The 23,443-nt window shown below is 72.1% G+C and carries 23 protein-coding genes and 1 riboswitch; of the genes, 9 read left to right on the top strand and 14 right to left on the bottom strand.

Annotation, left to right across the window (positions count from 1 at the left end; genetic code table 11):
- Window positions 1–6: 6 nt before the first annotated feature.
- Window positions 7–143: riboswitch (cyclic di-AMP (ydaO/yuaA leader) on the bottom strand.
- A 495-nt stretch (window positions 144–638) separates the two neighbouring features.
- From AB0M29_RS38350 to AB0M29_RS38340, 3 genes are all read left to right on the top strand, one after another.
- Window positions 639–1,346 (top strand): N-acetylmuramoyl-L-alanine amidase, encoded by a 708-nt coding sequence (locus AB0M29_RS38350; RefSeq protein ID WP_365391435.1) that lies wholly within the window; start codon window positions 639–641, stop codon window positions 1,344–1,346.
- Between the two features lie 154 nt (window positions 1,347–1,500).
- Complete coding sequence (locus AB0M29_RS38345; protein ID WP_365391447.1) at window positions 1,501–2,028, top strand: helix-turn-helix domain-containing protein; 528 nt, start codon at window positions 1,501–1,503, stop codon at window positions 2,026–2,028.
- A gap of 2 nt (window positions 2,029–2,030) precedes the next feature.
- Window positions 2,031–3,308 carry an MFS transporter gene (locus tag AB0M29_RS38340; RefSeq protein ID WP_365391446.1) on the top strand — a complete coding sequence of 426 codons (1,278 nt, stop codon included), beginning with the start codon at window positions 2,031–2,033 and terminating at the stop codon, window positions 3,306–3,308.
- 315 nt (window positions 3,309–3,623) lie between these two features.
- On the opposite strand, the gene AB0M29_RS38335 is transcribed toward AB0M29_RS38340, so the two are convergent.
- Genes AB0M29_RS38335 through AB0M29_RS38325 form a run of 3 tightly spaced genes read right to left on the bottom strand, consistent with a single transcriptional unit; the run spans window position 3,624 to window position 5,610 of the window.
- Complete coding sequence (locus tag AB0M29_RS38335; RefSeq protein WP_365391434.1) at window positions 3,624–3,821, bottom strand: hypothetical protein; 198 nt, start codon at window positions 3,819–3,821, stop codon at window positions 3,624–3,626.
- 47 nt (window positions 3,822–3,868) lie between these two features.
- The gene (locus AB0M29_RS38330; RefSeq protein WP_365391433.1) at window positions 3,869–4,420 is read right to left on the bottom strand and encodes a hypothetical protein; all 552 of its coding nucleotides are present in this window, start codon (window positions 4,418–4,420) and stop codon (window positions 3,869–3,871) included.
- Complete coding sequence (locus AB0M29_RS38325) at window positions 4,417–5,610, bottom strand: sensor histidine kinase (protein WP_365391432.1); 1,194 nt, start codon at window positions 5,608–5,610, stop codon at window positions 4,417–4,419. Before AB0M29_RS38325 ends, AB0M29_RS38330 begins: the two co-directional genes overlap by 4 nt.
- Window positions 5,611–5,744: 134 nt before the next feature.
- Between AB0M29_RS38325 and AB0M29_RS38320 the strand changes: the two genes are divergently transcribed.
- Window positions 5,745–6,668: an ATP-binding cassette domain-containing protein gene (locus AB0M29_RS38320; protein ID WP_365391431.1), complete on the top strand. Its 924-nt coding sequence runs from the start codon at window positions 5,745–5,747 to the stop codon at window positions 6,666–6,668.
- Window positions 6,665–7,561 (top strand): ABC transporter permease, encoded by an 897-nt coding sequence (locus tag AB0M29_RS38315; protein WP_365391430.1) that lies wholly within the window; start codon window positions 6,665–6,667, stop codon window positions 7,559–7,561. The genes AB0M29_RS38320 and AB0M29_RS38315 overlap by 4 nt, the downstream gene beginning before the upstream one ends.
- A 24-nt stretch (window positions 7,562–7,585) precedes the next feature.
- On the opposite strand, the gene AB0M29_RS38310 is transcribed toward AB0M29_RS38315, so the two are convergent.
- The 4 genes from AB0M29_RS38310 to AB0M29_RS38295 are packed head-to-tail and all read right to left on the bottom strand — an operon-like array spanning window position 7,586 to window position 11,187.
- Window positions 7,586–8,344, bottom strand: coding sequence for a hypothetical protein (locus tag AB0M29_RS38310; RefSeq protein WP_365391429.1), 759 nt, complete (start codon window positions 8,342–8,344; stop codon window positions 7,586–7,588).
- A 50-nt stretch (window positions 8,345–8,394) separates the two neighbouring features.
- On the bottom strand, window positions 8,395–9,315 hold the full coding sequence (locus tag AB0M29_RS38305; protein ID WP_365391428.1) for an inositol monophosphatase family protein: 921 nt from the start codon (window positions 9,313–9,315) through the stop codon (window positions 8,395–8,397).
- A 10-nt stretch (window positions 9,316–9,325) separates the two neighbouring features.
- Window positions 9,326–10,342 (bottom strand): hypothetical protein, encoded by a 1,017-nt coding sequence (locus tag AB0M29_RS38300; protein WP_365391427.1) that lies wholly within the window; start codon window positions 10,340–10,342, stop codon window positions 9,326–9,328.
- Window positions 10,339–11,187, bottom strand: a complete 849-nt coding sequence (locus tag AB0M29_RS38295) for an endonuclease/exonuclease/phosphatase family protein (RefSeq protein WP_365391426.1) — start codon at window positions 11,185–11,187, stop codon at window positions 10,339–10,341. Before AB0M29_RS38295 ends, AB0M29_RS38300 begins: the two co-directional genes overlap by 4 nt.
- Window positions 11,188–11,369: 182 nt before the next feature.
- Between AB0M29_RS38295 and AB0M29_RS38290 the strand changes: the two genes are divergently transcribed.
- A complete protein-coding gene (locus AB0M29_RS38290) occupies window positions 11,370–12,317 on the top strand; it encodes a serine hydrolase (RefSeq protein ID WP_365391425.1) in 948 nt (315 codons plus the stop codon).
- A gap of 34 nt (window positions 12,318–12,351) precedes the next feature.
- Here AB0M29_RS38290 and AB0M29_RS38285 read toward each other — a convergent pair whose 3' ends face one another.
- Window positions 12,352–13,068, bottom strand: coding sequence for a hypothetical protein (locus tag AB0M29_RS38285; RefSeq protein WP_365391424.1), 717 nt, complete (start codon window positions 13,066–13,068; stop codon window positions 12,352–12,354).
- Window positions 13,069–13,257: 189 nt separating this feature from the next.
- Here AB0M29_RS38285 and AB0M29_RS38280 point away from each other — a divergent pair, with 189 nt between their 5' ends.
- A complete protein-coding gene (locus tag AB0M29_RS38280) occupies window positions 13,258–16,269 on the top strand; it encodes an AAA family ATPase (protein ID WP_365391423.1) in 3,012 nt (1,003 codons plus the stop codon).
- Window positions 16,270–16,286: 17 nt separating this feature from the next.
- On the opposite strand, the gene AB0M29_RS38275 is transcribed toward AB0M29_RS38280, so the two are convergent.
- From AB0M29_RS38275 to AB0M29_RS38265, 3 genes are all read right to left on the bottom strand, one after another.
- On the bottom strand, window positions 16,287–16,451 hold the full coding sequence (locus tag AB0M29_RS38275; RefSeq protein WP_365391422.1) for a hypothetical protein: 165 nt from the start codon (window positions 16,449–16,451) through the stop codon (window positions 16,287–16,289).
- An 87-nt stretch (window positions 16,452–16,538) separates the two neighbouring features.
- Window positions 16,539–17,582 carry a glycosyltransferase family 2 protein gene (locus AB0M29_RS38270; RefSeq protein ID WP_365391445.1) on the bottom strand — a complete coding sequence of 348 codons (1,044 nt, stop codon included), beginning with the start codon at window positions 17,580–17,582 and terminating at the stop codon, window positions 16,539–16,541.
- 254 nt (window positions 17,583–17,836) lie between these two features.
- Window positions 17,837–18,058 carry a hypothetical protein gene (locus AB0M29_RS38265; RefSeq protein ID WP_365391421.1) on the bottom strand — a complete coding sequence of 74 codons (222 nt, stop codon included), beginning with the start codon at window positions 18,056–18,058 and terminating at the stop codon, window positions 17,837–17,839.
- A 239-nt stretch (window positions 18,059–18,297) separates the two neighbouring features.
- Here AB0M29_RS38265 and AB0M29_RS38260 point away from each other — a divergent pair, with 239 nt between their 5' ends.
- A complete protein-coding gene (locus tag AB0M29_RS38260) occupies window positions 18,298–18,930 on the top strand; it encodes a phosphatase PAP2 family protein (RefSeq protein ID WP_365391420.1) in 633 nt (210 codons plus the stop codon).
- A gap of 8 nt (window positions 18,931–18,938) precedes the next feature.
- On the opposite strand, the gene AB0M29_RS38255 is transcribed toward AB0M29_RS38260, so the two are convergent.
- From AB0M29_RS38255 to AB0M29_RS38245, 3 genes are all read right to left on the bottom strand, one after another.
- Window positions 18,939–19,340 (bottom strand): BlaI/MecI/CopY family transcriptional regulator, encoded by a 402-nt coding sequence (locus AB0M29_RS38255; RefSeq protein WP_365391419.1) that lies wholly within the window; start codon window positions 19,338–19,340, stop codon window positions 18,939–18,941.
- Between the two features lie 107 nt (window positions 19,341–19,447).
- Window positions 19,448–20,086, bottom strand: a complete 639-nt coding sequence (locus AB0M29_RS38250) for a DedA family protein (protein ID WP_365391418.1) — start codon at window positions 20,084–20,086, stop codon at window positions 19,448–19,450.
- 128 nt (window positions 20,087–20,214) lie between these two features.
- Window positions 20,215–20,994, bottom strand: a complete 780-nt coding sequence (locus AB0M29_RS38245) for a ferritin-like domain-containing protein (protein ID WP_365391417.1) — start codon at window positions 20,992–20,994, stop codon at window positions 20,215–20,217.
- Between the two features lie 226 nt (window positions 20,995–21,220).
- Here AB0M29_RS38245 and AB0M29_RS38240 point away from each other — a divergent pair, with 226 nt between their 5' ends.
- The gene (locus tag AB0M29_RS38240) at window positions 21,221–23,437 is read left to right on the top strand and encodes a hypothetical protein (RefSeq protein ID WP_365391416.1); all 2,217 of its coding nucleotides are present in this window, start codon (window positions 21,221–21,223) and stop codon (window positions 23,435–23,437) included.
- The last annotated feature ends 6 nt before the right edge of the window (window positions 23,438–23,443 follow it).

The raw sequence follows: 23,443 nt of genomic DNA, 5'->3' as shown, positions 1-23,443 counted from the left end.
CGCGCTCCTTTCCTTCCTTGTCGCCTACCGGGTTAGCTGACGGGTTCGGAGCAGGAAGGTCTCCTACGGGCCTGGGAGCTGCCCGATTCACCCCATGTGGTGGGTCCCCGGTTCCCGCGGACGGGATTCGGCAAGCGCACGGTGCCGCCTCTGTGGCGGTGGTGACGACCGCGCTGCGTTATCGAACGTTAATAGAGCCGGGGGCGTTTTCCAAGTCGAATCCAAGAGTTGAACGTCAGAACCAATCGGGCATCGAGCATCTAGTCGGGTTAAAGCAGGCGCGCTACGTGGCCGAGTAGTGATGTGAGTGTGTGTCAGTTGTTATCGGAGGGGGGTGACATGGTTACGGTCGGTCAGCGGGCAGTGGCAGCCGGAATCCCCGGGTGCGCCCGCGCACATGAGGGCGCACGAGGGGGCGCACGCGACCATCGACCGCACCCGGCGCCGCACCCGCACCGGACCCCGTACGACCGCGCCGCCACCGGTGTGGACCTCTGCCAGTTAGCGAAACGCTTGGCAGGCCGCCGACCTGGGTCCCACCATGGGCACGCCTCGCGAATTTGTCATGCACTCGTCCGCATTTACCGGCCCGTACCCACCGGCACCGCCGCGCCATGACACCCCCAGGGAGCCCCACCATGGAACGCCCCGTTCGCGCCCAACACCCCGACGCCGAAAGCCGGTTCGCCCCACCCGGCCGGTCGGGACCGCAGTCCCCGTCCGCCCGATCCGGCCACCCCGACGGAATCAGCCTCAGCCGCCGCTCACTGCTGCACGGCGGACTCGCCCTCGGCGCCGCGGCCGCCGTCGGCATCGCGGGCGGCCTCACCGGCGGCGGGGGCCGGGCGTCGGCCGCGACCGTCGACTACCCGGGGGCCACCTGGGCACCCGCGAGCACCGGCAACTACACGGCGTCCAACCGCACTTCGACCTACCCGATCAACCTGGTCGTCATCCACGTGACCCAGGAGACCTTCGCCGACACCATCAAGCTCTTCCAGGACCCGGCGCACGCCGCCGCCGCGCACTACGTCGTCCGGTCGGCCGACGGCGCGATCGACCAGTGCGTACGCGAGCACGACGTCGCCTGGCACGCGGGCAACTGGGACTACAACACCCGCAGTATCGGCATCGAGCACGAGGGCTGGGTCGACCAGCCCGCGTACTTCACCACCGCGATGTACCACGCGTCGGCCGCGCTGACCGCCGAGATCTGCGACAAGTACGGCATCCCCAAGGACCGCAACCACATCATCGGCCACTACCAGGTCCCGGGCACCGACCACACCGACCCCGGCCCCAACTGGGACTGGGTGCGCTACATGCGGCTGGTCAACGGCACCTGAGCCAGGGCTCGGCGGCCCGACGGAGCAGCGCGGAAACTCCGCACCCACATCCCCATTGACACAATGGTCAAGAGTCGTTGACCATTACGTCGTGCCGCCACCCACTCCCCCGCAGCCCGAAGATCCCACCCCCGAGACCGCCGAGGTCGTCGACCTGACCACCGACGAGCAACTGCGCGCGGTCAACAACCTCGTACGGCACCGGATCATCCGGTTGCTCCGCGACGGCCCGGCCACCATCACCCAGATCGCGCAGAAGCTCGACCTGCTCAAGGGCAGTTCGAGCTACCACGTACGGCTGCTGGAACGGGCCGGGATCGTCCATGTGGTCAGCACCCGCAAGGTGCGCGGCGTGACCGAGCGGTACTACGCACCGGCCAGCCGCGCCATCCGCCTGCCGGACCCCGCCCCGGGCACACCGGACGTGCTGATGCGGCACGTCCTGGCCGACCTGGAGGCGGCACCCGCCGACCCGCACCGGCTCGTACGGCTGCAGCACTCCCGCATCGGGGCGGCGCGGTTCGCCGAGTTCACCGAGCGGCTGGAAGCGCTGATGGACGAACTGGGCGAGGCGGCGACGCCGGAGGAGGGCGAAGTCGCCCTGGCGGTCGCCTTCTTCCGCCCGAAGGACCCAGGACCAGTGAACGACACGGACAACACGGACGAGGACACCCAACTTTGAGAATCTCCAGCATCACCGGCGGACTGCCGCCCGCCTTCAGCAGGTTGTGGGCCGCCGCGGGCGTCTCGGGACTCGGCGACGGTGTCTACATGGCCGCCCTGCCCCTGCTCGCCGCCAGCCTCACCCACGACCCCTTCACGCTCAGCCTCGTCGCGGCCACCGCGGTGCTGCCGTGGCTGATGTTCGGGCTGCTGGGCGGCGCGCTCGTGGACCGGCTGGAGCGGCGTCGCACCATGTGGACGGTGGACGCCCTACGGGCCCTGCTGCTCGCGGTGCCGGTGGCCGCCGCCGCACTCGGCATGCTCAGCGTGCCGCTGCTCATCGGCGTCGCCTTCCTCCTCGGCACCGGCCAACTCCTCTTCGACACCGCCGCGCAGGCGTACATCCCGCAGCTCCTCGACCGCGATCCCGCCGGCCTCCGAGCGGCCAACTCCCGCCTCCAGGGCACCACTTCCGCCGCCGAGGGATTCGTCGGCCCGCCGGCCGGCAGCCTGCTCTTCGCTCTCGGGCGCTCGGTGCCGTTCCTCGCCGACGCGCTGTCCTTCGCGGTGAGCGCTGCGCTGATACGGACGCTGCCCGCCGCGCCCCCGGCGCCGCGGGTCGCCGGGGCCAGCCTGTGGTCGGAGGCCCGGGCCGGAGCCACCTACGTCTTCCGGCACCGGCTGCTGCTCGGCATGGCGCTGCGGCCTGCCGTCGGGAACATCGCCTTCATGGCCGGCGAGGGCGTCATGGTCCTCTTCGCCCACGAGCGCCTGCACATCTCGTCCTCCGGCTTCGGTCTGCTGCTCGCCTCCCAGGCCGTCGGCGGCCTCCTCGGCTCCGGGCTCACCGGCCGCGTCACCGCCCTCATGGGCACCGGCACCGCGCTCACCTGCACCGCGGTCATCGAGGCCATCGCCCTCCTGGGCTTCGCCCTCAGCCCCGACGCCGTCCTCGCGGGCCTCTGCCTCGCCGTCCTCGGCGCCGCGATGTCCGTCACCATGGTCCTCGGCGCCACCTTGCGCCAGTCCATCGTCCCGCCGGAACTCATCGGCCGCGTCACCGCCGTCACCCGCCTCCTCGCGGTCTCCGCCGCACCCCTCGGCGCCCTCCTCGGTGGCTGGCTCGCCACCGCCGCGGGGCTGCGCGCGCCCTTCCTCGCCGGGGCCGGGCTCCTCCTCGCCATGACGCTCGTCACTGCGACCCTCACCAACAACCGCCGCGTCGAGGCCGCGCTCGCCGCTGCGCGCCCGGCTTCCCCGGCCCCCGACGCCCCCGCCCCGGCCCCGGCGGCCCACTAGCGGCACTACCCGCGCCTACGGCGCGGTGTTTCCCACCCGCACCACCCGTGCGGCATTGACTTCGTCTGACGGTCCCCCAGTGGGGCACACCCGCCGCCGGCGACCGCCCGCCCGCGGCGCCACCCGTGCAGATTCGACGGCGAGTGCACGTCACCAACCGGAGGGGGGCGGGGGCGCAGGGGGAGGGGTGGGGAATGCTGCCGGATATTTGTGGCGCGGAAGAGGGCACCGCCAAAGAAGCACCAGAAGCGCCGTAATTATCCGATTCCCCACCCCTCCCCCGGAGCCCCCGCCCCCCGACCCACGACCCCCGGCTCAGGGCCACACCTCCGCCCCGCCCCCGACCCATTCGATGAGATCCGTCTGCTCGACCTCGATGTCGTCCAGCCCCGCCCGGCGGAGGAACTCGACCAGGTCGGCAATCGAGTGAGCGCGGCCCACGTCCTCGCCTCGGATGGTGACGCGACGGCCTGCGGCAGTGAGCGGGTGCACCGTGATCGGGGGGTCGTCCATGGGTCAAGGGTGCGCCGCCGCCGCGGACCGCGCACGTCAAACAAGCGTTACGGCCGCAGCCCGTACTCCGCGAGCCACCCGAGCAGGTCCTCCCGCGAGGCCACGACAAGACGTCCGCCGGTGAAGCGGACATCATCCGTCACCTCGGCCACGCACCCACCCGGCGCCACAAACCCCCGCGCCTCCTCGTCGTCCGCGAACTCCACCTCCCCCACCACCAACCCCCGCAGCACCCCGCCAAAGACGTCCACCCCCAACGGCGGCACGCTGAAGCGCGTCTTCACCAGCACCTCACCCGGAAGCGTCGAGAGCAGCTCGTACTCCGCCCACGACAGATAGGTGTTGGTGATCAACCCCTGCACACCACTCACCCGGGCGTACGGCACCGCTGCCGGCACCTTCTGCGTGAGCTTGAGCTGACTGCCGCCGCCGTCCGGAAAGTCGACCCGCCGCAGCCGCAGCCGCGTCCCCACCAGGTACCGATCGGTGATCACCCGGGTGGCCGTGACCTCCTCCGGCGCCGGCGGCCCGGCCATCAGGAACCGCCGCTCGCGCTCCACCCGCGCGTACTTCCCCGGGGCAAGAGATCCGCCGCTCACCGTACGAGCACCGCCCCGTCCTCCACCGGCAAAGGCACCGGCAGCCGGGCGGCGACGCGGAAGCCGCCCTCGGGGCGCGGGCCCGCGCTGAAGTCGCCGTGCAGCATGGTGACCCGCTCGCGCATGCCGACGATGCCGTAGCCGGGGGTGGTGTCGGTGATGCCGCACCCCAGGTCGATCACCTCGATCGACACGTCCTCGTCGCGGTAGTCGACGGTCACGCTGCAGTCGCGGGTGCCGGAGTGCCGGACGACGTTGGTGACCGCCTCCTGGATGATGCGGAAGGCGGACAGGTCGATGTCGGCGGGCAGCGGCCGCCGCGCGCCCCGCCAGCGGACGTCGACCCGTACGCCCGCGTCGCCCGTCGTGGCGACCAGCCGCTCCACGTCGGCGAGGCCCGGCGCCGGGTCCAGCGGCGCACCGTCCCCGTCCGACTGCCGCATCGCGCCGAGCAGCCGCCGCAGCCCGGCCAGGGTCTCGCGGCTGGTGGCCTCGATGGCGTCGAGGGATTTACGGGTCTCGGCGGGCTGGGTGTCCATCACGCGGCTGCCGACACCGGCCTGGATGGCGATGATGCCGATGCTGTGGGCGACGCTGTCGTGCAGTTCGCGGGCGATCCGCAACCGCTCGGCGGTGACCGCCTGTTCGGTGGCGCGGGACTGCAACGCCTCGGCGTGCGCGCGGCTCTGCCGGAGGGTGTTGCCGATCAGCCAGGCGATGACGGTCGTCGACGCCATCGCGCCCTGCACCGCGAGACCGGTCCGGTACGACTGCGCCATCCGCCAGACCACCTCGGCCGCGAGCACGGCGAACGGCATCAGCAGGGCGGGCACCGACCAGCGGCGCGAGCGGGTCGCGGTGGTGTACCCCACCACCACGTCCGCCAGCAGGAACTGCACGACGGGTGCCTCGATGACCCACAGGGGCAGAGCGGCGAGATAGCCGGCGAGCGCCACCGCCAGGGCCACCAGCGGCAGCCGGAACATCAGCAGGGTGACGGCGGTGCTCACCACGGCCGTCACGAGAAGCGCGCCGTCCTCCATGTTGCCGTCGAAGTTGACGAGTTGGCTGGGCTCGTCGGGCCGCTGGAGCCAGCGCACGAGGATGATCGTCAGCCAGATGGTGCCCACCCACACACCGGGCGGCAGCCGCTTGAGCACCGGGGTGCGGGGAGTGACGGTCTCGGCCATCCCCTGATCGTAAGTGCAGCTCCCGCGCCCGCACATTGGCCCGCGGTCGTAGTCCCGTGGGCTAGGTCCTCGCCCGCCGAATGTCGCCGACGGCCTGATGTGGCACGGGGCACGGGACCGGCACCGTGGACCCCATGATCGAAGCCACCCAGCTGACCAAGCGCTACGGCGACACCGTGGCCGTCAACGACCTGTCCTTCACGGTGCGCCCCGGCACCGTCACGGGGTTCCTCGGGCCGAACGGCGCGGGCAAGTCGACCACTCTCCGCCTGATCCTCGGCCTCAACGAGCCCACCAGCGGGGCGGTGACGGTCGACGGGGTGCCGTTCGGGACGCGACCGCGCGGGCTGCGGCACGTGGGCGCGCTGCTGGACGCGCAGGACGTGCACGGCGGGCGCAGCCCGGTGGCGCATCTGTCGGCCCTGGCCCGCGGCAACCGCATCCCGCTGCGGCGGGTGGACGAGGTGCTGCAGGAGGTGGGGCTCGCCGGTGCGGCGCGGCGGCGGATCGGCGGGTTCTCGCTGGGGATGAAGCAGCGGCTCGGCATCGCGGCCGCCCTGCTCGGCGACCCGCCGGTCCTCCTCTTCGACGAGCCGCTCAACGGCCTCGACCCGGAGGGTGTGTTGTGGGTGCGGGGCCTGTTCCGGCGGCTGGCGGCGGAGGGCCGTACGGTCTTCGTCTCCAGCCACATGATGGGCGAGATGGAGCACACCGCGGAGCGGCTCATCGTGGTTGGCCGCGGCAAGTTGATCGCGGACGAGCGGCTGGACGAGTTCGCCGCCCGCAGCGCCCGGCCGAGCGTCCGGGTGGAGTCGCCGGAGCTGGCGGTGTTCGTCCCCGTGCTGCTGGCCGAGGGGGACGCGGTGGCCGTGCGGCGCGAGACCGACACGACGGTCTACGTCAGCGGTCTGCCCGCCGCGAGGATCGGCGAACTCGCCCACGAGCACCGGATCCTGCTGCACGAAATGGCCACCCAGACCTCCTCGTTGGAGACGGCCTTCATGGAACTGACCGCCGACAGCGTCGAATACACCGCAGGAGAGGCGGCCACCCGATGAGCACGACGAGCGCAACCGGCGCAACCACCCCGGCCCGTGACACCGCCCGCACCGCCCCCATCGCACCCACCCCCGAACCCCCCGCACGCTTCACGGACCTGCTGGCCTCGGAGTGGATCAAACTGCGGTCGCTGCGCTCGACCTACTGGGTGCTGCTGCTGAGCGCCCTGGTCGGTATCGGGATCAATGTGAACGCCGTGCGCGCCGACCTCCCGTACATCGACCAGCCGCACCCCCGGCAGGGGCCGCACCCCGAAGTCTGGGTCTACGACCCGCTCTACCACGGCCTGAGCAGCATCTCCGGCTATCTGATGCTGCTCGCGGCGGCCAGCATCGGCGCGATCACGGTCTTCGGCGAGTACGCGACGGGCATGATCCGTACGACGCTGTCGGCCGTGCCCGACAGGAACGCGGTGATGGCGGCCAAGGTCGTCCTCATCACGGTGATCACCACGGTGCTGGGGACGGTCGTGTCGACGTGCTCCTTCTTCGTCACCAACGCGATGCTGGCCTCCCGCCATGTCGGCCTGTCCATCCATGACGCGGGCTGTCTGCGGGCCGTCGCCGCGTACGCGCTGATCGTCCCGGTCTGCGCGCTCATCGGGATGGCGTTCGGCGCGGTGACCCGGCACGCCACCGCATCGATCGTGGGTGTGGTGGCGCTGCTCTTCATCGTCCCGCTGCTCTTCGGCGGCGACCGCTACAAGCTGCTCAGCGAGATGGGCCACTGCCTGCCGGTGAGCGCGATGGAACGGCTGATCGTGAACCCGCACTCGCACACGACCTTCGGCAAGTACCCGCCGTCGGTCACGGAGTCGTGGATCGTGCTGGGCGCGTGGGCGCTCGTCTCGGTCGTCGTCACGCTCGTGGTCGTGCGCCGCCGGGACGTCTGAGCGGTGAGCCGCCCCAAGCCCGCCTCAGTGGCTGTAGGCGAAGGCGGGCAGGGCCGCGACCGCGCTCAACTGCCGCATCAGGGACTCCGGGGTGAGCCGGGTGTGGGGGGTGGCGGTGCCGGGACCGATCTCCTCGGCGGCGAAGACCTCGACCGTGGTGGGCTGGTGCGGCCCTTCCAGCACCAGGCTCACCGCGGGCTGGGTCACATCGGGCACCACCTTGTGCAGGACGACGCTCGACAGGGTGTAGCGGGAGCCCTGCGAGAGATAGGCGTCGAAGACCCGGGTGAGCCGCTGCCGGCCGAAGGGCGAAAGGGTGTACGCGGTACGGTCCTTGGCGGATTCATAGCGGTATCCGTAGAAGCCGTCACCGCCGTCACCGCCGTCACCCCCGCCACCGCCCCCCTCGCCCGGGATTCCGTAGGCGTGGAACTCCTGGTGCCGGTAGCCGCCCGCGAGGATGGCGGTGGCGAAGTCCCAGCGGTGATTGTGCACGTTCTCCTGGACGACGACGGGAATCGCCGCCGTCCTGCGCCAGACGTGGAGTCTGAGCCGGTATTCGGGGGCGTCGAGCAGCACGATCTTGGCGAATCCGTTGGGATGCCAGACCGACCGCTCGAGCACGTCCCCGAACCGCCGCTGGTCGCCGACGATTTCCCCCACGAGCCCCTGGAACGCGCGCGCCCCGGCCACCACGGCCAGCGCGTCCGCCAGAGCCTCGCTCCTGCCGCCGACGTATTCCCCGACGCATACGCCGATGTCCCGTTCGAGATCCGCGATCACGATGGTCCCCCCTCCATGGATCTCCCTTTCTTCTCTGTCCGCCGTATCCGCTAGGTCCGTCCCGCGGTTCCGGCGGCCGTCCGCCGGGCGACGGGCACCATTGCCGCCAATTCCGCGACCATTTCCGCCGAACCGGCCAACAGACTCTGCTCGTCGGGCGGTTCGAGGCCGCTGCCCGTTCCCGGCCCCAGCCCCAGGCCGTGCAGCCGCGCGTCGTAGGGGCCGCCAGAGAAGTCGCGGACGTGCAGGCCCGTTTCGATGGCGATGAGAGCGCCCGCGTGCAGGTCGATCTCGCCGATCCGGTAGCCGACGATGCCGTCGATGTCGCCTCTGGCCAGCATCGTCCAGCAGGTCAGCGGCGCCCACAGGTCGAGCACCCGGTGCGCGCGGTCGGCGACCAGCGCCCTCATGGCCCGCGCGGTGGCGTCGTCGCGGCCGACCGCGTACCCCTGGATCCAGGCCAGCAGCGGTCGGCGCCGCCCGTGCCCTTCGACCTTCGGGGTGTGCAGCGGGTGGCACGCGGCGTCGCCGGTGGCGATCCAGGCGCCCCTGCCGCGGGCGGCCGACCAGGTCCTGCGGGAGACCGGGTCGTGGACGGCACTGACGACGGGGACGCCGTCGCGGCACAGCGCGATGCCGACGGCCAGCACGGGCAGCCCGATGACCACGTTGTTGGTGCCGTCGACCGGGTCGATCAGCCAGGTCCAGCGCGCCCCGCCGCCGTCCGGCGCGTCGGCGGTCCCGTCCACGCCGCCCATCTCCTCGGAGATGACGCGATGGCCGGGGAAGGCGGCCTGGATCCGGGACACGACCACCTTCTCGGCGGCGTAGTCGAGTTCGGTCACGACATCGCCCGCGTCGCCTTTCTCGTGCACCTCGAAATGGCGGAAGAGTCGCGCCCGTACGACATCACCGGCGGCCTCGGCGGCCTCCACGGCGACAGCGCGCGCGTGGGAGAGATCGCAGTCCATGTCACCGCCGTCATTCCGGGTCGCCATAAGGATTTCGGGCCTGAACGGCCTTCTGGATGATCTGGTCGAGGTCATCGTCGTCGTAGTCCTCCGGTAGCGAAACACGGATCTGGGCGAAGAGCTGACGCAACTCCGTACGGGTCGGTCTCTCGCTGAGCTGGATCTGGACCGCGGTGTCCAGCGCGAGGCGGCGGATCTGGCCGAAGCTCGTGCGCAACTCCGTGGCATAGCCGTCGTAGAGAGGGCTCTCGCTCGATATCATCATCGCCGGGAATTCGTTGTCGTCCTGGGTGATGATGATCTGGCTCGCGGACTGGTCGAACCGGAAGGTCGACATGGTCGGCGCCAATCCGACGCCTATGTCGAGCAGTTGGTAGTTCTGCTGGTACCAGCAGGCCGCGAGCACCGTGGCGTACGACTCCTTGCGTGTCCTGTCGGTGGTCCAGGTCTCGCCCGTCCCGTCGGGTCCTGCCGACAGCGAGGAGCGGTAGCGCGCGTAGCTCTCGCACAGCGGCCGGTTGGTCGGGTCCAGGATCTCCAGCCGCACCCGCAGCGCCCGCCGTTCCCTGCGCGCGGCGTCCACGCAGAGCGGCAGGGTGACCGCCCGGGTGTACGTGCCCGTACCGCCCTTGAACGTCCAGCGGTCGGTGTGCAGCCGCGCCTGGGAGAAGGCGCGGTCGATGTCGCCGCCCTTGAGGGTCTTGATGGTGGTGAGCCCCTGCACCGAGGTGTGCATGCTGGCCGTCGCCCGGTCGAGGTTCCCGACCACCGCCAACTGCCCCCGTACGTCGTCGATGAGCGCGAGGGTCTGCGCGGAGGCGGTGCGTGCGGCGTCGTCGCCCGACGACTCGTGCCACCGGTCGCGCAGCAGCGCGAAGGACAGCACCGCCAGGGTGATGAGGATCGCGTTCTCCACGAGGTGCGCGGAGGCCAGGTCGAGCGCGCTGAGCACGCTGACCACGATGCCGAGGACCAGGGGCACGAGCGCGTCGATGTTCTCCGCGAATCTGACCAGCCACCGTTTCATCGCTCCCCCTCGGTCGTCTGCCGCTGAGCGTCCGCGCGCACCTCGAACCGCGCCTGGCAGTAGTGGTGGTCCGCCTCGGTCGGTACGACGGAGGACTCGACGAGCGCCAGGTCCGCGGTGGTGTGGACGATGTGGTCCTGCTGGAGCCCTTGGGGGGTCGTCGGGGTGTCGCTGAACGCGGCGGCGTAGACCCCGCCGTCGAAGAGGGCGCCCAGGACGTCGCCGACGGGTTCGTGGTTGAGGTCGACGCACACGACGGTCGGGCCCGAGCGGGCCAGGGTCAGCAGGTCGTCGGCGAAGCCGGCCCACAGGCCGGTGAAGCGCGGGTCGGTGGCCGTCGTGCCGAAGTAGTGGAAGGGGAAGCAGTGCGCGTCGACCACGGTCACGGAGGTCGGGCCGGACGTGCCGGTCGTAGCGGCCGTACCGGTCGTGCCCCCGTCGTGGGGTAACGCGATCTCGGTGACCAGATACCCCTTGTCGAACATGTCCCAGTGCTCGCCGCGCGGACCCGTCGCGCTCAGCCCCGGGTTGGGGAACGTCACCGTCCTCGTCCGCGTGATGGGGTACCGGGAGAGCACCGCCAGACTCAGATCGGCGTCCGGGTCCAGATGCGAGCCGCTGACCGCCCAGGTCCGCTGCCACCTGACCCCGGTGCCCGCGGCGATCCGCGCCGCCTGGCCCCGCTGCCCGCTGTGGAACTCGTGCGCTTCCTGCAGGCACAGCACATCGGGCCGCGCCTGCGCCAGCCGTGCGATGTGGTGGCCCAACTCCGGTGTGGCACCCCGCTGATGGGACTCCCCCAGAATCCCGCCCCCGATGTTCCACGACCCCACGGACAAGGTCACGGACAATTTTGCCCCTTCCGCCCCACCTGACCGGTACGTCCCTTCATGGTAGGGAACCACGTCCTTGATCGGGCCTCCTTGGACAACGTCGTCCACCGCCGCGGTGACGTGCCGTGCAACCCTGCCGGACGCGAAGGCGTCATGTGTTCGAGGGAGTTGGGACGACGAGGGGGAAATCCGCGATGTTTTCACGCCTGACGACCGGCGGCGCCCGCCGGGCACTGCCGCTGGCGATAGCCGTCGGCTCGCTCGCCCCGGTCCTCGCGGTGGCGGGCACGGCGGCCGCGGCGACACCGCCGCGGGTGAGCTGCACCTCCGCGACCGGCGGGCTCGCGGCCACGCTGACCAGGGACATCACGGCCGCCCTGAGCTCCCGGGCGAGCACCGCGGCGGTGGCCCTCTACGACCGGGTGACCGGCACGCGCTGCACGGTGAACGCGAGCGCGCACTTCGACTCCGCGAGCGTCGTCAAGGTGACCGTCCTCGGCTCGCTGCTGCGGCAGGCCCAGGAGTCGCACCGCCAGCTGACCTCGCGCGAGGTGAGTCTGACCACCGCGATGATCACCAGGTCGGACAACGCCGCCACGACCGCCCTGTGGTCGCAGCTCGGCGTCACCAGGATCAAGCACTTCCTCAGCCTGGCGGGCATGACGCAGACCACGCCGGGCGCGGACGGCTACTGGGGCCTCACCCAGATCACCGCGGGCGACCAGCTCAAGCTGATGGCGCTGCTCACCTCGGACAACACCGTCCTCACCCCGGCTTCCCGCGGCTACGCGCTCGGCCTGATGAACAGGGTGATCTCAGGCCAGCGTTGGGGTGTCCCGACCGGCGCCCCCGTCGGCGTCACCGTCCACGTCAAGAACGGCTGGCTGTCCCGCGCCACCCACGGCTGGCGGATCAACAGCGTCGGCGCCTTCACCGGCGGCGGCCACGACTACGCCCTGGTCGTCCTGTCCCAGGACAACAGCTCGATGGACTACGGCATCGGCACCGTCGAGGCCGTCGCCCGCAAGGTCCACCACGACCTGGCGCCCACCGCCCGCGCCAGCGCCGTCTACGCGGTCCGCCCGCCGGTGATCTCCCACGTGCCCGACGCGATCGTCCCGCCGCTCCCGGACGTGCCGTAGCTCCCGGACGTGCCGTAGAAGGCCGAGGTCGAGGTCAGAGCAGGAACGGCAGGTTCACGATCAGGGCGATGTACGCGATCGCGCCGAGCACGATCAGCAGCGTGAAGATCACGTAGTGGACCTGCCGCCACGGCACCCGGACGCCGGGGAAGCGCATCCGCAGCACCGGCCAGGCCAGGAAGCCGTGGTCCCTGACCGGCAGCCCCAACGCCTGCCACAGCTGGTTGAGTTCGGCCGCCTTCCACAACCGCGGGTTGATCACCACGGGCCGCTGGTTCGCCGCGGTGACGATGACCCGGGTCGTGTGCTCGCCGTCGACCGGTATCCGCATCGTGTGCACTCCGGTGATCGCGGCGATCGGGGCGCTCAGGCGCCGCCGGTGCCAGATGTCCCGTACGGTCAGGACGCCGTCCTCCAGGCGGATCTCGGCGTTCATCAGCCGCAGTCCGCTCAGCCCCGCGACCCACAGCAGCGGCAGCGCGACGGCCAGCAACCCGACCACCAGCCCCAGCGGGCCCGACCCGGACGAGGTGCCCTTCCCCCTGGCCATCATCACGCCCATGCGGATCGCCCCGATGAGGATGAGGGGGGCGCCCTTGATCAGCGGGCCGGTGATCGCCGAGTTGTCGGGACTGACCACCACCCAGGGCAGCAGGTCCGTGCCGTCGTCGCCCTCGTGGTCGTCATGGTCCTCGTGGTCGTCGTCCGGCACATCGGTAAGTGCGGCGTCATCCGGTGGCCGAGTCGTCATGCGGTTGTCCTCCTCGTACGGATCGTGCGTGTCGACGCTGCCACAGGCGCCGGGACCCCGATATCCGTAGAACTACGCGTTCCCGTCACCCGGCTACGCGGGGCGCGGCCCCCGGGGAACCGTCGGCGCGGCTGTCGTAGTCCCTGGCTAGGGTGAGAGCGACAAAGACCGACAGACGGGGCGCACAGGATGCCGGTACGGGACGCGAGCGGGGAGCAGGGCCGGGGCCGCGGCGCACTCTTCGGGGTGGGCGAACTGGTCGGCAGGGCGGCGGAGTTGGCCCGGCTGGACGCGGTGCTCGCCGGTCTCGACCGGCCGGACGCCCCGACCGCCGTCGACATCGCGGGCGAACCCGGCATCGGGAAGAGCCGGTTGCTGGGCGAGGTGTGCGCGCGGGCGCGGAAGGCCGGGTTCACGGTGCTGCGGGGCCGGGCCACGGAGTACGAACAGCACATCCCTTTCCAGGCGTTCGCCGACGCCCTTGCCGATGTCGCACCCGGCACGCTGGACGCGGATCCGCTGCTGGCGGAGGCGGACGCGGTGCTGCACGGACTGCGTACGGCGCAGGGCGCGTCCGGCGGCGACGGGGCCGAGTTCGCCGACCGCCACGGCGCCGACCACGACGGTGCCACCCGCTTCGGCCTGCACCGCGCGATGGCCGCGCTGCTCTCCCGCCTCGGTGAGGGCGGCGGTCTGGTGCTCGCCGTCGACGACCTGCACTGGGCCGATCCGGCCTCCCGGGAGCTGGTCGACCATCTGATCCGCCACCCCGCGCACAGCCGGGTGCTGCTGGTCGTGGCCCGCAGGGGACGGCAGACACCCACCTCCCTGACCGCCACGCTCGCCCGGGGCGCCGACAGCGGCGCCGTACTCCATGTCGCGCTGGAGCCGCTGCCCGAGCAGGAGTCCGTCCTGGCGCTCGCCGCCGACCTTCCCCCGGACCAGGCCAAGCGGCTGTACGCCGCCAGCGAGGGCAACCCGCTGTATCTGCTGTCGCTGCTGCATGCGTACCGCGGCGAATCGCCGCCGCACCCCCTCACCGCACACGCGGGCGGCGGCCCTCGTATGAGCGCCGACGCCGCCGCCGCGCTGGGCGTCCCGAGCGGCCTCGCGTCGCTGCTGCTGGACGAGTTGACCACGCTGACCGACCCGCAGCGCCGTGTCGTGGAGGCGGTCGCGGCGCTCGGCGACCACGCCACCCCGGCGATGCTGGCGGTGGCGACCGACACCGCGGCCCCCGAGGTCGAGGAGCACACCGCCGCCCTCGCCCGGCGGGACCTGCTGCGGCTCGGCCCCGGCGGCCGCTGGGCGCTGCGCCACCCCCTGATGCGGGCACTGGTGTACGAGAACGCCCCGGCCGGGCAGCGCGCCGAGGTGCACCGCAGGGCCGCCCGCGAGCTGGCCCGCGGCGGCGCCTCCGCCGCCGAGCGCGCCCATCACGTGGAGCACGCGTTCACCGGATGGGACCCGGAGGCGGCGGACGTACTGACCGAGGCCGCCGCCCAGTTGGCGTCCACCGCGCCCGCCACCGCCGCCCATCTGCTCGATGTCGTCCTGACCCGTATGCCGGACACCGCGGAGCACGCGCGGCGGCGCGGCGAACTGGTCCTGGCCCGTGCCCGCGCGCTCGGGGTCAGCGGGAGCCCGCGGGAGAGCCGGGAGTTGCTGCACACCCTGATCGGCACCCTGGAGGCGGGCGGTCACCCCGAGCTGCGGGCCGAGGCCATCGCCCAGTGCGCCGTCATGGAACGCCACCTCGGGCACTCCCCGGAAGCCACCGCGCTGCTGCGCCGGGAGCTGTCCCGCACCCCGGGCCCGCCGCCCGGCCAGGCGGTCCCCCTCGGGCTCGCCCTGGGCATGTCGGCGCTGCTGACCGCGTCCTACCCCGAGGTGCGGGCGGATGTGGCGCGGGCGCTCGACGCGGCCCGCGCGCACAGCGAGTCCACCGGTGACGCCACGGGCGAGGCCGCGGCGCTGGCGCTGGCGGCGCTGGGTGAGGCGTACGAGGGCAGGACCGAGGACGCGGCGCGGTACGCCGACGCGGCCCGCGACCTGGCGGACGCGCTGATCGACCCGAGCCTGACCGACCTGTGCGAGTCGCTGGTCTGGCTGGCCTGGGCGGAGGCCCTGCTGGAGCGGTACGCCGACGCGGAGCGGCACCTCACCCGCGGTCTGGACATCGCCCGCCGCAGCGGTCAACTCCTGGTGCTGCCGCATCTGTTGACCAGCCGGGCGTTGGTCCATCTCAACACCTGCCGGCTGCCGTCCGCGCTGGAGTCGGCCGAGGAGGCGGAGTCCATCGCCCGCGCGGTCGGCAGCGGCGACCTGCTGGCGTTCACGCTCGCCATCAAGACGCTGATCCTGATCCTGGCCCGCCCGCTGGGCGACGGGAGCGCGCTGGCGACCGGCGAGGAGGCCGTCGCGGCGGCCGGTGGCAGCAAGGGCTGGTGGGCGGCCCTGGCCTGGTGCATGCTCGGCCACGCCGCCTTCCTGAGCGGCGATCCGCACCGCGCCCGCGAGGCCATCGTCAGCGCGGGCGGCGGCCCCGAACTGCCGCTGCTGCAGCCGTCGATCCGCCCCGCCCAGCTCGACACCCTCGTCAACGCGGCCCTGTCCACGGGCGATCTCCCCCAGGCCGAGCGCTGGGCCGCCCAAGCCGCCCGCGAGGCGGACCTGCTGGGCCTCAGCGGCCAGCGCGCCGCCGCTCTGCGTGCCGCCGCGACACTGGCCGAGCACCGCGGCGACACCGACGAGGCCGTCCGCCTCCTGGACGCCGTCATCGACGAGCACGCCCGCCACGGCCTGCCCCTGTGGGAGGCGTACGCCCTGCTGCGCGCGGTCCCCCTGGTCCAGCGCGCCGGGCAGGGGCCGCGCGCCGCCGTGATGTGGCAGCGCGCCCACCGCCTCGCCACCGACGGCGGCGCCCGCCTCCTCGTCGACCTCGCCGAGCTGGTCCGGCCCCAACTCGTCGCCGAAGCCCCCGTCGTACCACCGGAGTTGGCCGACCTGACGGCCCGCGAGCTGGAGGTGGCCACCCTCATCGCCGAGGGCCTGAGCAACCAGGCCATCGCCGCCCGCCTCTGGCTCAGCCGCCGTACCGTCGAGACCCACCTGTCCGCCATCTACCGCAAGTGCGGCATCCCCTCCCGCTCGGCCCTGGCCAGCCTGATGACGCGCACCGCGCTGGGCAAGGCGGGCTGAGCGGGCGGGGCCGCGGGTCAGCGGGTGCGGCGGCGCGGGGCCAGCTTGTAGAGGGCCAGGCCGGCGGCGACCAGGGTGGTCGCGGCGACGAACATGGCCATGCTGTTCAGCCACACGCCGGTGGCGGCCAGGGTGGCCCCCGCGGTGCCGGTGGTGCCGGCGCCTATGACTCTTCCGTACATGCGCGTTGTCTCCTCAGAGGTGGTGGTGGATCGGGTGGTACGAGGCGTGGGGGGAAGTGCGGGTGCCGGTCCGGGCGGCGAACGGCGTTACGTGGCCACCCACTTCTCCTCGCTGCGGCGGAACAGCCCCCACAGCGAGACGAAGTACACGGCGTGCTGGAACAGGTCGTAGAGCATCTCCGGCACCATGAGGACGGCCACGACGACCGCACGCGGCCCGGCCCGGCGCACCGAGACGACCTTCTCGGCCAGGAAGATGAGGCCGATCGCGGTCCAGAACGGCGACAGGCCCGGCCAGCCGTAGGTGGTCAGGGTGAGCGCCATGAAGGCGAGGTAGACGGCGAAGCTGAGCGCGCCGAAGCCCATCATGAACTGCTGGAGGAAGTAGCGCGCCGTCACCCGCGTCCACCCGTAGTCCCGCAGGTTCTCCAGGGCGCCGCGCTGCCACCGCATCCGCTGGTGCCACAGCTTGGGCAGCGTCGTCATGACCTCGGTCGTCACGGCGCACTCGGCGGGCGACATCGTGCGGTAGCCGAGCGTCTTGACGGCCTTGGTGATCTCGTCGTCCTCGGTGAGCGAGGCCAGGCTGTAGTAGCTGTCGCCGCCGCCGATCCGGCCCGCGCGGCGCGCCGCCCGTATCTCCCGCAGCACCCGCGCCCGGAACATGGTCCCGGTGCCGGTGAGGACCGACGCCTTCCCGCCGTTGCGCTCGATCTCCCACGCGTAGCGGTGGAACTCCATCCGCTGCAGCAACCCGAGCAGCCCGCCGCCCTGTTCGCCGTAGAACACCCCGCCGACCGCGCCGACCTTGCGGTTGAAGGTCCCGGTCGCCGTCTCCACGAAGTCCGGTTCCAGTACGGTGTCGGCGTCCTGCACCAGCACCAGGTCGTGGTCGGCCAGATGCGGCAGCACCCACGCGATGGCCTGGTTCAGCGCCCCCGCTTTCTTGTGCGTGTTCCCCGCGGTACGGAAGACCTCCGCGCCCCGCCCACGGGCCGTCTCCTCCGTGGCGTCCGTGCAGTTGTCGGCGACCACGACGACCAGGTCGGGGCGCCATGTCTGCGCGTACAGCCCCTCGATGGCCGCCCCGATGCGGTCTTCCTCGTTGTGCGCGGGTATCAGCACGACCAGCCGCGGCCGCCCGCCGGTGAAGTCGCTTGCCGCGTGCGCCCGCCGGGGCGCGTGCCGGGCCCCGCGGTGGCCTCTGCCGTACGCCGCGGAGCGCGGTTCCACGAGGTCGTGCACGTCACGCTCCGGGTGTGAAGGAACGCCGTCTCCCCAGCCGGCGCTCACGAATTGTGCACGAGACCTCCACATTCACACAAGATGGGTCCGAGTGACGGACTGGTTACGGGATGGGGCGTGTGTACCGAACGCCCGCTTCGCTACTTGAGCACCGTGTACACCAGGACACTCAGCAGCACGACGACGCCGACCAGCAGCATGCTCACCAGCAGCGAGGTGACGCAGCAGGCGGAGAGCTCGGCGGCCCGCACGGCGACCGCCCGCACACCGCCCTCGTCGGCGGGGGGCCGGGCCCGGCCCCGGGGCCCCTCGTCGGCGGGCGGGCGGGCACGGCCCCGGGGCGAAAGCTGATTGGCGGACATCACGCCCACCCGAGGCGTGTATCGACGCTCATCGCAGGTGCTCCTTTGGGCAGGGGATCCACCCTGAGCAACGTACTACAGGACGTAGAAACCGATACGGCACCCCGTCGGACTCCGGCAGCACCCCCCGGAGGTCGTCTCCTACAACATGTAGTAGATTTCAGGGTCAGCCACCTTCACGTCACCGCGATGCCACCGGCACGCCATGTGGTGCCGTGCTCGTACGGAAGGACGTCACCATGACCGCGGCCGCCACCGCGCATCTGGCCTTCGACGGATCGGGGATCGACGGTTCGCTGTTCAGCGCCGTCACCGGATTCGCCCGCGACACCAAGTGGCTGAACACGCCGATGGAGTTGTGGACCAACCTCGGCCTGGGCGTCTTCGCGGTGCTCATGGTCATGGGGTGGTGGAGCGCCCGTCGGCGCGGCACGGAGGCGATGACCGTCGCGCTCGCCGCGCCGGTCGCCGTCCTGACCGCGTTCGCCGTCGCGGAGGTGGTGAAGAAGATCGTGGGCGAGGTACGGCCCTGCCGCTCGATGCCGCACGCCTACCTGGTCGACGCGTGCCCCGCGCCCTCGGACTACGCCTTCCCCAGCGGGCACAGCACGGTGGCCGCGGCGGCGGTGGCCGCACTGTTCCTGCTGGACCGGCGGCTGAGCGCGATCGCCGCGGTCTTCGCGCTGATCGAGGGCTTCAGCCGGGTCTACGTCGGCGCCCACTACCCACACGACGTCCTGGGCTCCGTCCTCCTCGCCCTCCCCGTCGCCTACCTCACCAGCCTCGCCCTGCGCCGCTGGGCCACCCCCGTGGTCGCCACCCTCAGCCGCGGCGCGCTGCGGCCGGTCCTGGCCGCCGAACCGGGCGCCTAGGGCACGCCCTACCCCTGACGGGGGTGCCGGTCGGGCAGCTCGCCGTGCAGCAACTGCTCCAGCAACCTTTCGTCCTCCGCCGACAGGTCCGACACGAAGCGCGCCAGCACCGCCGCGCGGTCGCCGCCGTCGGCCAGCAGCGAGTGCATCCCCGCGGCGACGACCCCGGCGCGGTCGTCGACGGGCGCGTACACATGGGCGCGGCCCTCCCGCTGCCGGGTCACCAGGCCCTTCTCGCACAGCCGGGTCAGGATCGTCAGCACGGTCGTGTACGCCGCGCCGGGCACGCTCTCCTGGACGACGGCCGCCGCCACGGGGCCGTCGGCCGCCCACAGCGCGGCCAGCACCTCGCCCTCGAGCTCCCCCCGGGCCCGCCGCCGGGTCTCCCCCCGGCCGCTCTCCTCGGTCACCCGGCACCTCGTCCGTCTCGCACCAGCAGGTCATTCCACGACCCGGCCCAAGCTACTACGAGTCGTAGAAAAGCGACCATTCCGCGGTTCTGCCGGGGTCACCCGGTTCACGGGTCGGTACGGGCCGCCCGGCGGCGACGGCGGATCACCGCGCGGCCGACGAGGCCGACGACGAGCAGGCCGAGGGCCACCAGCACCAGCAGCGAGTAGCGGTTGACGTCCTTGTAGATGGTGGCGATGTGGTCACCCGCCGCGTAACCGAGACCGGCCCACAGCCCCACCCACAGGGCGGCGCCGAGGGCGTTGAAGACCAGGAAGCGGCGCCAGGGCATCGCGGTGGCGCCGGCGATGATGCCGTTCACCTGGCGCAGTCCCTCCACGAAGCGGGCGATCGTGACGACCTTGCCGCCGTGGCGGGTGAAGAACGCCTCGGCCTTCTCGAACCGCTCCGGGGTGAGCAGGACGTACTTGCCGTAGCGGAGCACCAGGGAGCGGCCTCCGGTGCGGCCGATGACGTAGCCGATGTTGTCCCCGGCTATCGCGGCCAGGAAGGCGATCGTGATCACGGCGACGATGTTGAGCCGGCCCGCCCCCGCGTAGAGGGCGGCGGCGATCAGGACCGTCTCACCGGGGGCGGGTACGCCGAAGTCCTCGACCAGGATCAGGCCGCCCACGGCCCAGTACCCCCAGTGGTCGAGCACCGGCGCGAGGTCGCCCAGCACGCCGGGAAGGGGCGGTGCGCTCATCGGCCGCTCACCCCCTTCCGCGACCCGGTGCGCGTCGCCGCGCGCCCCTTGATCCTCCGCCTACCCCGAACAGCCTAAGTCGCCCGCCGGGTGAGTGAGTTCGTCCGCGGAAGGAAGGGAGCCAGGGTCTAGGCGGTGCCGAGGGCCGGGCCGCCGAGGGCGTTACGGCGGGCGGGCATCGAGAGGGTGACCATGCGGCGCCAGCCGAAGACCCGCTCGTAGAGGTACACCGCGTGGATACCGGCCCTGAGCGCCGCGGCCTTGGGCGCGGACCAGCCCAGGACACGGCCCATGTTCGCCATGACCGCCAGGCTCACGTCGCGGTAGATCCGGATCTCGGCCAGCGCGCACTCGCGCAACATCCGGTCGATGGCGCCGCCGTGCCCCAGCGCGCGCATCCGCAGCAGTTCCTCGTGGCAGTAGGCCAGGTGGTTGTCCTCGTCGCGGGCGATCGCCCTGACCGCCTTGCCGATCTCCGGGTGGTCGGCGAAGTGCTTGAGCAGCAGCGCCATCTGCTCCGAGGCGCGCTGCTCCGTCACCCGGCTGTGCGCCAGATAGGTGACGATGTCGGCCTCGGTGAGCGCGGTGTCCTGCCGCAGCCGGGAGTGCGCCAGGCCGATCCCGCGCCGCTCCAGCAGCATCGTGTAGTCGGTCTCCGGCGGTACGGGTACGGGCTCCAGTCCGCGCTTGCGCATCAGCTGCGTGAAGATCCGGCCGTGCTTGTCCTCGTCCGCGCCGTGCCGGGCGATCTTCGGCGCGAGCTCGCGCTGCGACGCGGGCACGAGGGCGGAGATCCGCCCGTTCTCCCAGCCGCCCTGCGACTCTCCGCTCGCCGCGATCGAGCAGAAGAGCTGGAAGGAGTCGGCGTCGTCCAGGATCTCCGTGAACAGGCTGCGGGGAGACAGCATCGCGTGCACTCCTCAGGTCGACCGCCGGGGGGATGGGTCGAATCGAGTCAAGGTCGTCCGCGAAGGACCCGCAATCCGGGACCGCCCCGGCTGCTCCGACCGGGGTAGCCGCGGTCACCCGATCGCTTCCCTGAATTGCCGCCCCGGCGGGCCCGTGTGCCCATGGTTCAGACAGCGGGCGGCGGACAGCGGGCGGCGGCGACGGCGACAGCGACGGAGGACAGGGATGGCGACGGGACAGGACGAGGCGGCTCCGGCCGCTCCCGCCGCGGGCGGCCGCGCCGGTGTGCTGAAGATCGTCGCCGCACTGGGGATCGTGCTCGTCGCGCAGGCCCTGCTCGCGCTGTGCCTGGTCAGTGCCCAACAGCTCCTGGTGCCGCGGAACATGCCCTTCGGCGTGTCCGGCTCGCCGTCACCCGTGGTCGCCGCGGTGGCGTCGCGCGCGGGGCTCGACCTGACCTCGTATCCGAACGCGTCAGCGGTGATGGAGGCGGCCGACCGGGGCGAGCTGTACGGGGCGTACCTCGACAACGGCTCCTCCGACACCCTGGTCGTGGTTCCGGCGAAGAGCTTCTTCGCCCAGACCGAGCTGGAGCCGGCGTTCCTGGCCGCGGCGCACGAGCTGGGCCGGCCGGTCAGCGTGCGGACGGTCAAGCCGCTCGCCGACAGCGACCCGGTCGGCGCGGTGACCTCGCTGTTGCTGCTGCCGCTGCTGATCGGCGGCTATCTGGCCGCCGTGCTGGTGTTCAAGGCGGCCCGCGGTGTCGCCGCCGCGCCCTGGCGGGCGGCCATCCTGATCGGATACGCCCTGGTGGGGGCGGTGTTCACCGACCTGATCGCGGGGCCGGGGATCGGCGCGTACTCCACCAGCCACTTCTGGCCACTGCTGCCGTGCTTCTGGCTGGTCACCGCGGCGGTGGCGCTGGCCGCGGCCGGAATCCAGGCGCTGGTCGGCAAGATGGGCACCCTGCTGGTCGCGGTGCTGTTCATCGTCGTCGGCGGCCCGCCCGCGGGCGGCCTGGGCACGTACCTGCTGCCGGTCTACTGGCGCAACATCGGGGTGCTCTTCCCGCCGCAGAGCGCGATCACCCTGATCAACCGGGTCCTCTACTTCGGCGGCAACGACATCTCCACCCCGCTCGTCGTCCTGTTCCTCTACGCCGCGGCCGGAACGCTCGTCATCGCCTGGTTCGGCCGCATCCGCCCGGCGAGAGCGGCCCGGAGGACGGGGGCGGCGGGGGCGGCCGAGCCGACCGGGCCGGTGGAGCCGGTCGGACGGGCGGGCGAGTCGGAGGCCGGGCCAGCCGAACCGGCGGCCGAGCCGATCGCCGGAACGGTCGGCCAGGAAGCCGGGCCCACCGCACCGGTCACGCCGGTCGAGCCGCCCGCACCGCCCGCGCCGCCCGCACCGGAGACGCCCGCGGCACCCCCTCCCCACCGCCGCCGGGCGGTGATCGCGATGCTCGCCGCCCTCGGCATCTGCGCCGTCATGCAGTGCCTGTTCGCGACCACGTACATGAGCGCCGAGCATGCCCCCAAGGCCACCCACCTGCCGTTCGGCGTGGTCGGCTCCTCGCCGCTGCTGACCGCGGCCCAGCGGGAGATCTCCCTGGACGTCACGCACTACCCCGACGTGTCCGGGATCAAGACCGCCATCGACCACGCCCAGATCTTCGGCGCGCTGATCACCGTGAACGGAGCGGACACCCTGGTCGTGGTGCCGTCCATGAGCGACCTCGCGCCGCTCGATCTCGCGACGCGGTTCGAGAGGGCGGCCGTGAGCAGCGGGCAGCAGCTCTCGGTGCAGCAGTACGCCCCGCTCCCCCTGGTGGCGAAGGACCCGTTCGGCCTGGTCCAGGGGCTGATGCTCGTACCGCTGCTCATCGGCGGCTACATGAGCTCGACGCTCCTCCTGGCCGCCACCGGCAAGGCGGCGGGCCGCTGGCGGGCCGCCCAGCTCGCGGGGTTCGCCGTGATCAGCGGCCTCGTCGTCGACCTGATCGTCTGCTACTGGCTGCAGGGATTCCCCAGCAGCAGGTTCTGGATCACCTGGCCCATCTGCTCGCTGATCGTCGCCGTGGTCGCCTTCGTCGCCGCGATCCTGCAGAAGGTACTCGGCCCGATCGGCACCCTGGTGACGGTCGTCGCGATGATCCTGTTCGGCAACCCGTCGTCGGGCGGCGCGAGCGGCGTCCCGTACCTCCCCACGTTCTGGCGTGACATCGGGCCCTATCTGCCGCCCCGCAACGGCTACCTCCTGCTCCACCGCTCGATCTACTTCGACGGCCACGGGACCAGCGAGTCACTGATCAACCTGCTCATCTACCTCGGCGTCTCCGCCGCCGTCCTCATCGTGCTCGACCTGCGCCGCGCAGAGGCCGGCGTGCCCGCCGACGCCACCGAGGCCGCGGCCATGTCCGTCCCGATCGGCGCCGCCCCGTGAGCCCGC

The organism is Streptomyces sp. NPDC051976 (genome assembly GCF_040680795.1).
GTDB lineage: Bacteria > Actinomycetota > Actinomycetes > Streptomycetales > Streptomycetaceae > Actinacidiphila.
Note: the sequence above shows the minus strand (reverse complement) of the source record. Positions and strands in the feature narration are given on the sequence as shown.

Bases quoted from the DNA above. Each gene is read 5' to 3' on its own strand.
- AB0M29_RS38350 (WP_365391435.1), top strand. From the start codon at position 639: ATGGAACGCCCCGTTCGCGCCCAACACCCCGACGCCGAAAGCCGGTTC.
- AB0M29_RS38335 (WP_365391434.1), bottom strand. From the start codon at position 3,821: ATGGACGACCCCCCGATCACGGTGCACCCGCTCACTGCCGCAGGCCGT.
- AB0M29_RS38325 (WP_365391432.1), bottom strand. From the start codon at position 5,610: ATGGCCGAGACCGTCACTCCCCGCACCCCGGTGCTCAAGCGGCTGCCG.
- AB0M29_RS38320 (WP_365391431.1), top strand. From the start codon at position 5,745: ATGATCGAAGCCACCCAGCTGACCAAGCGCTACGGCGACACCGTGGCC.
- AB0M29_RS38315 (WP_365391430.1), top strand. From the start codon at position 6,665: ATGAGCACGACGAGCGCAACCGGCGCAACCACCCCGGCCCGTGACACC.
- AB0M29_RS38305 (WP_365391428.1), bottom strand. From the start codon at position 9,315: ATGGACTGCGATCTCTCCCACGCGCGCGCTGTCGCCGTGGAGGCCGCC.
- AB0M29_RS38300 (WP_365391427.1), bottom strand. From the start codon at position 10,342: ATGAAACGGTGGCTGGTCAGATTCGCGGAGAACATCGACGCGCTCGTG.
- AB0M29_RS38290 (WP_365391425.1), top strand. From the start codon at position 11,370: ATGTTTTCACGCCTGACGACCGGCGGCGCCCGCCGGGCACTGCCGCTG.
- AB0M29_RS38285 (WP_365391424.1), bottom strand. From the start codon at position 13,068: ATGACGACTCGGCCACCGGATGACGCCGCACTTACCGATGTGCCGGAC.
- AB0M29_RS38280 (WP_365391423.1), top strand. From the start codon at position 13,258: ATGCCGGTACGGGACGCGAGCGGGGAGCAGGGCCGGGGCCGCGGCGCA.
- AB0M29_RS38275 (WP_365391422.1), bottom strand. From the start codon at position 16,451: ATGTACGGAAGAGTCATAGGCGCCGGCACCACCGGCACCGCGGGGGCC.
- AB0M29_RS38265 (WP_365391421.1), bottom strand. From the start codon at position 18,058: ATGTCCGCCAATCAGCTTTCGCCCCGGGGCCGTGCCCGCCCGCCCGCC.
- AB0M29_RS38260 (WP_365391420.1), top strand. From the start codon at position 18,298: ATGACCGCGGCCGCCACCGCGCATCTGGCCTTCGACGGATCGGGGATC.
- AB0M29_RS38250 (WP_365391418.1), bottom strand. From the start codon at position 20,086: ATGAGCGCACCGCCCCTTCCCGGCGTGCTGGGCGACCTCGCGCCGGTG.
- AB0M29_RS38245 (WP_365391417.1), bottom strand. From the start codon at position 20,994: ATGCTGTCTCCCCGCAGCCTGTTCACGGAGATCCTGGACGACGCCGAC.
- AB0M29_RS38240 (WP_365391416.1), top strand. From the start codon at position 21,221: ATGGCGACGGGACAGGACGAGGCGGCTCCGGCCGCTCCCGCCGCGGGC.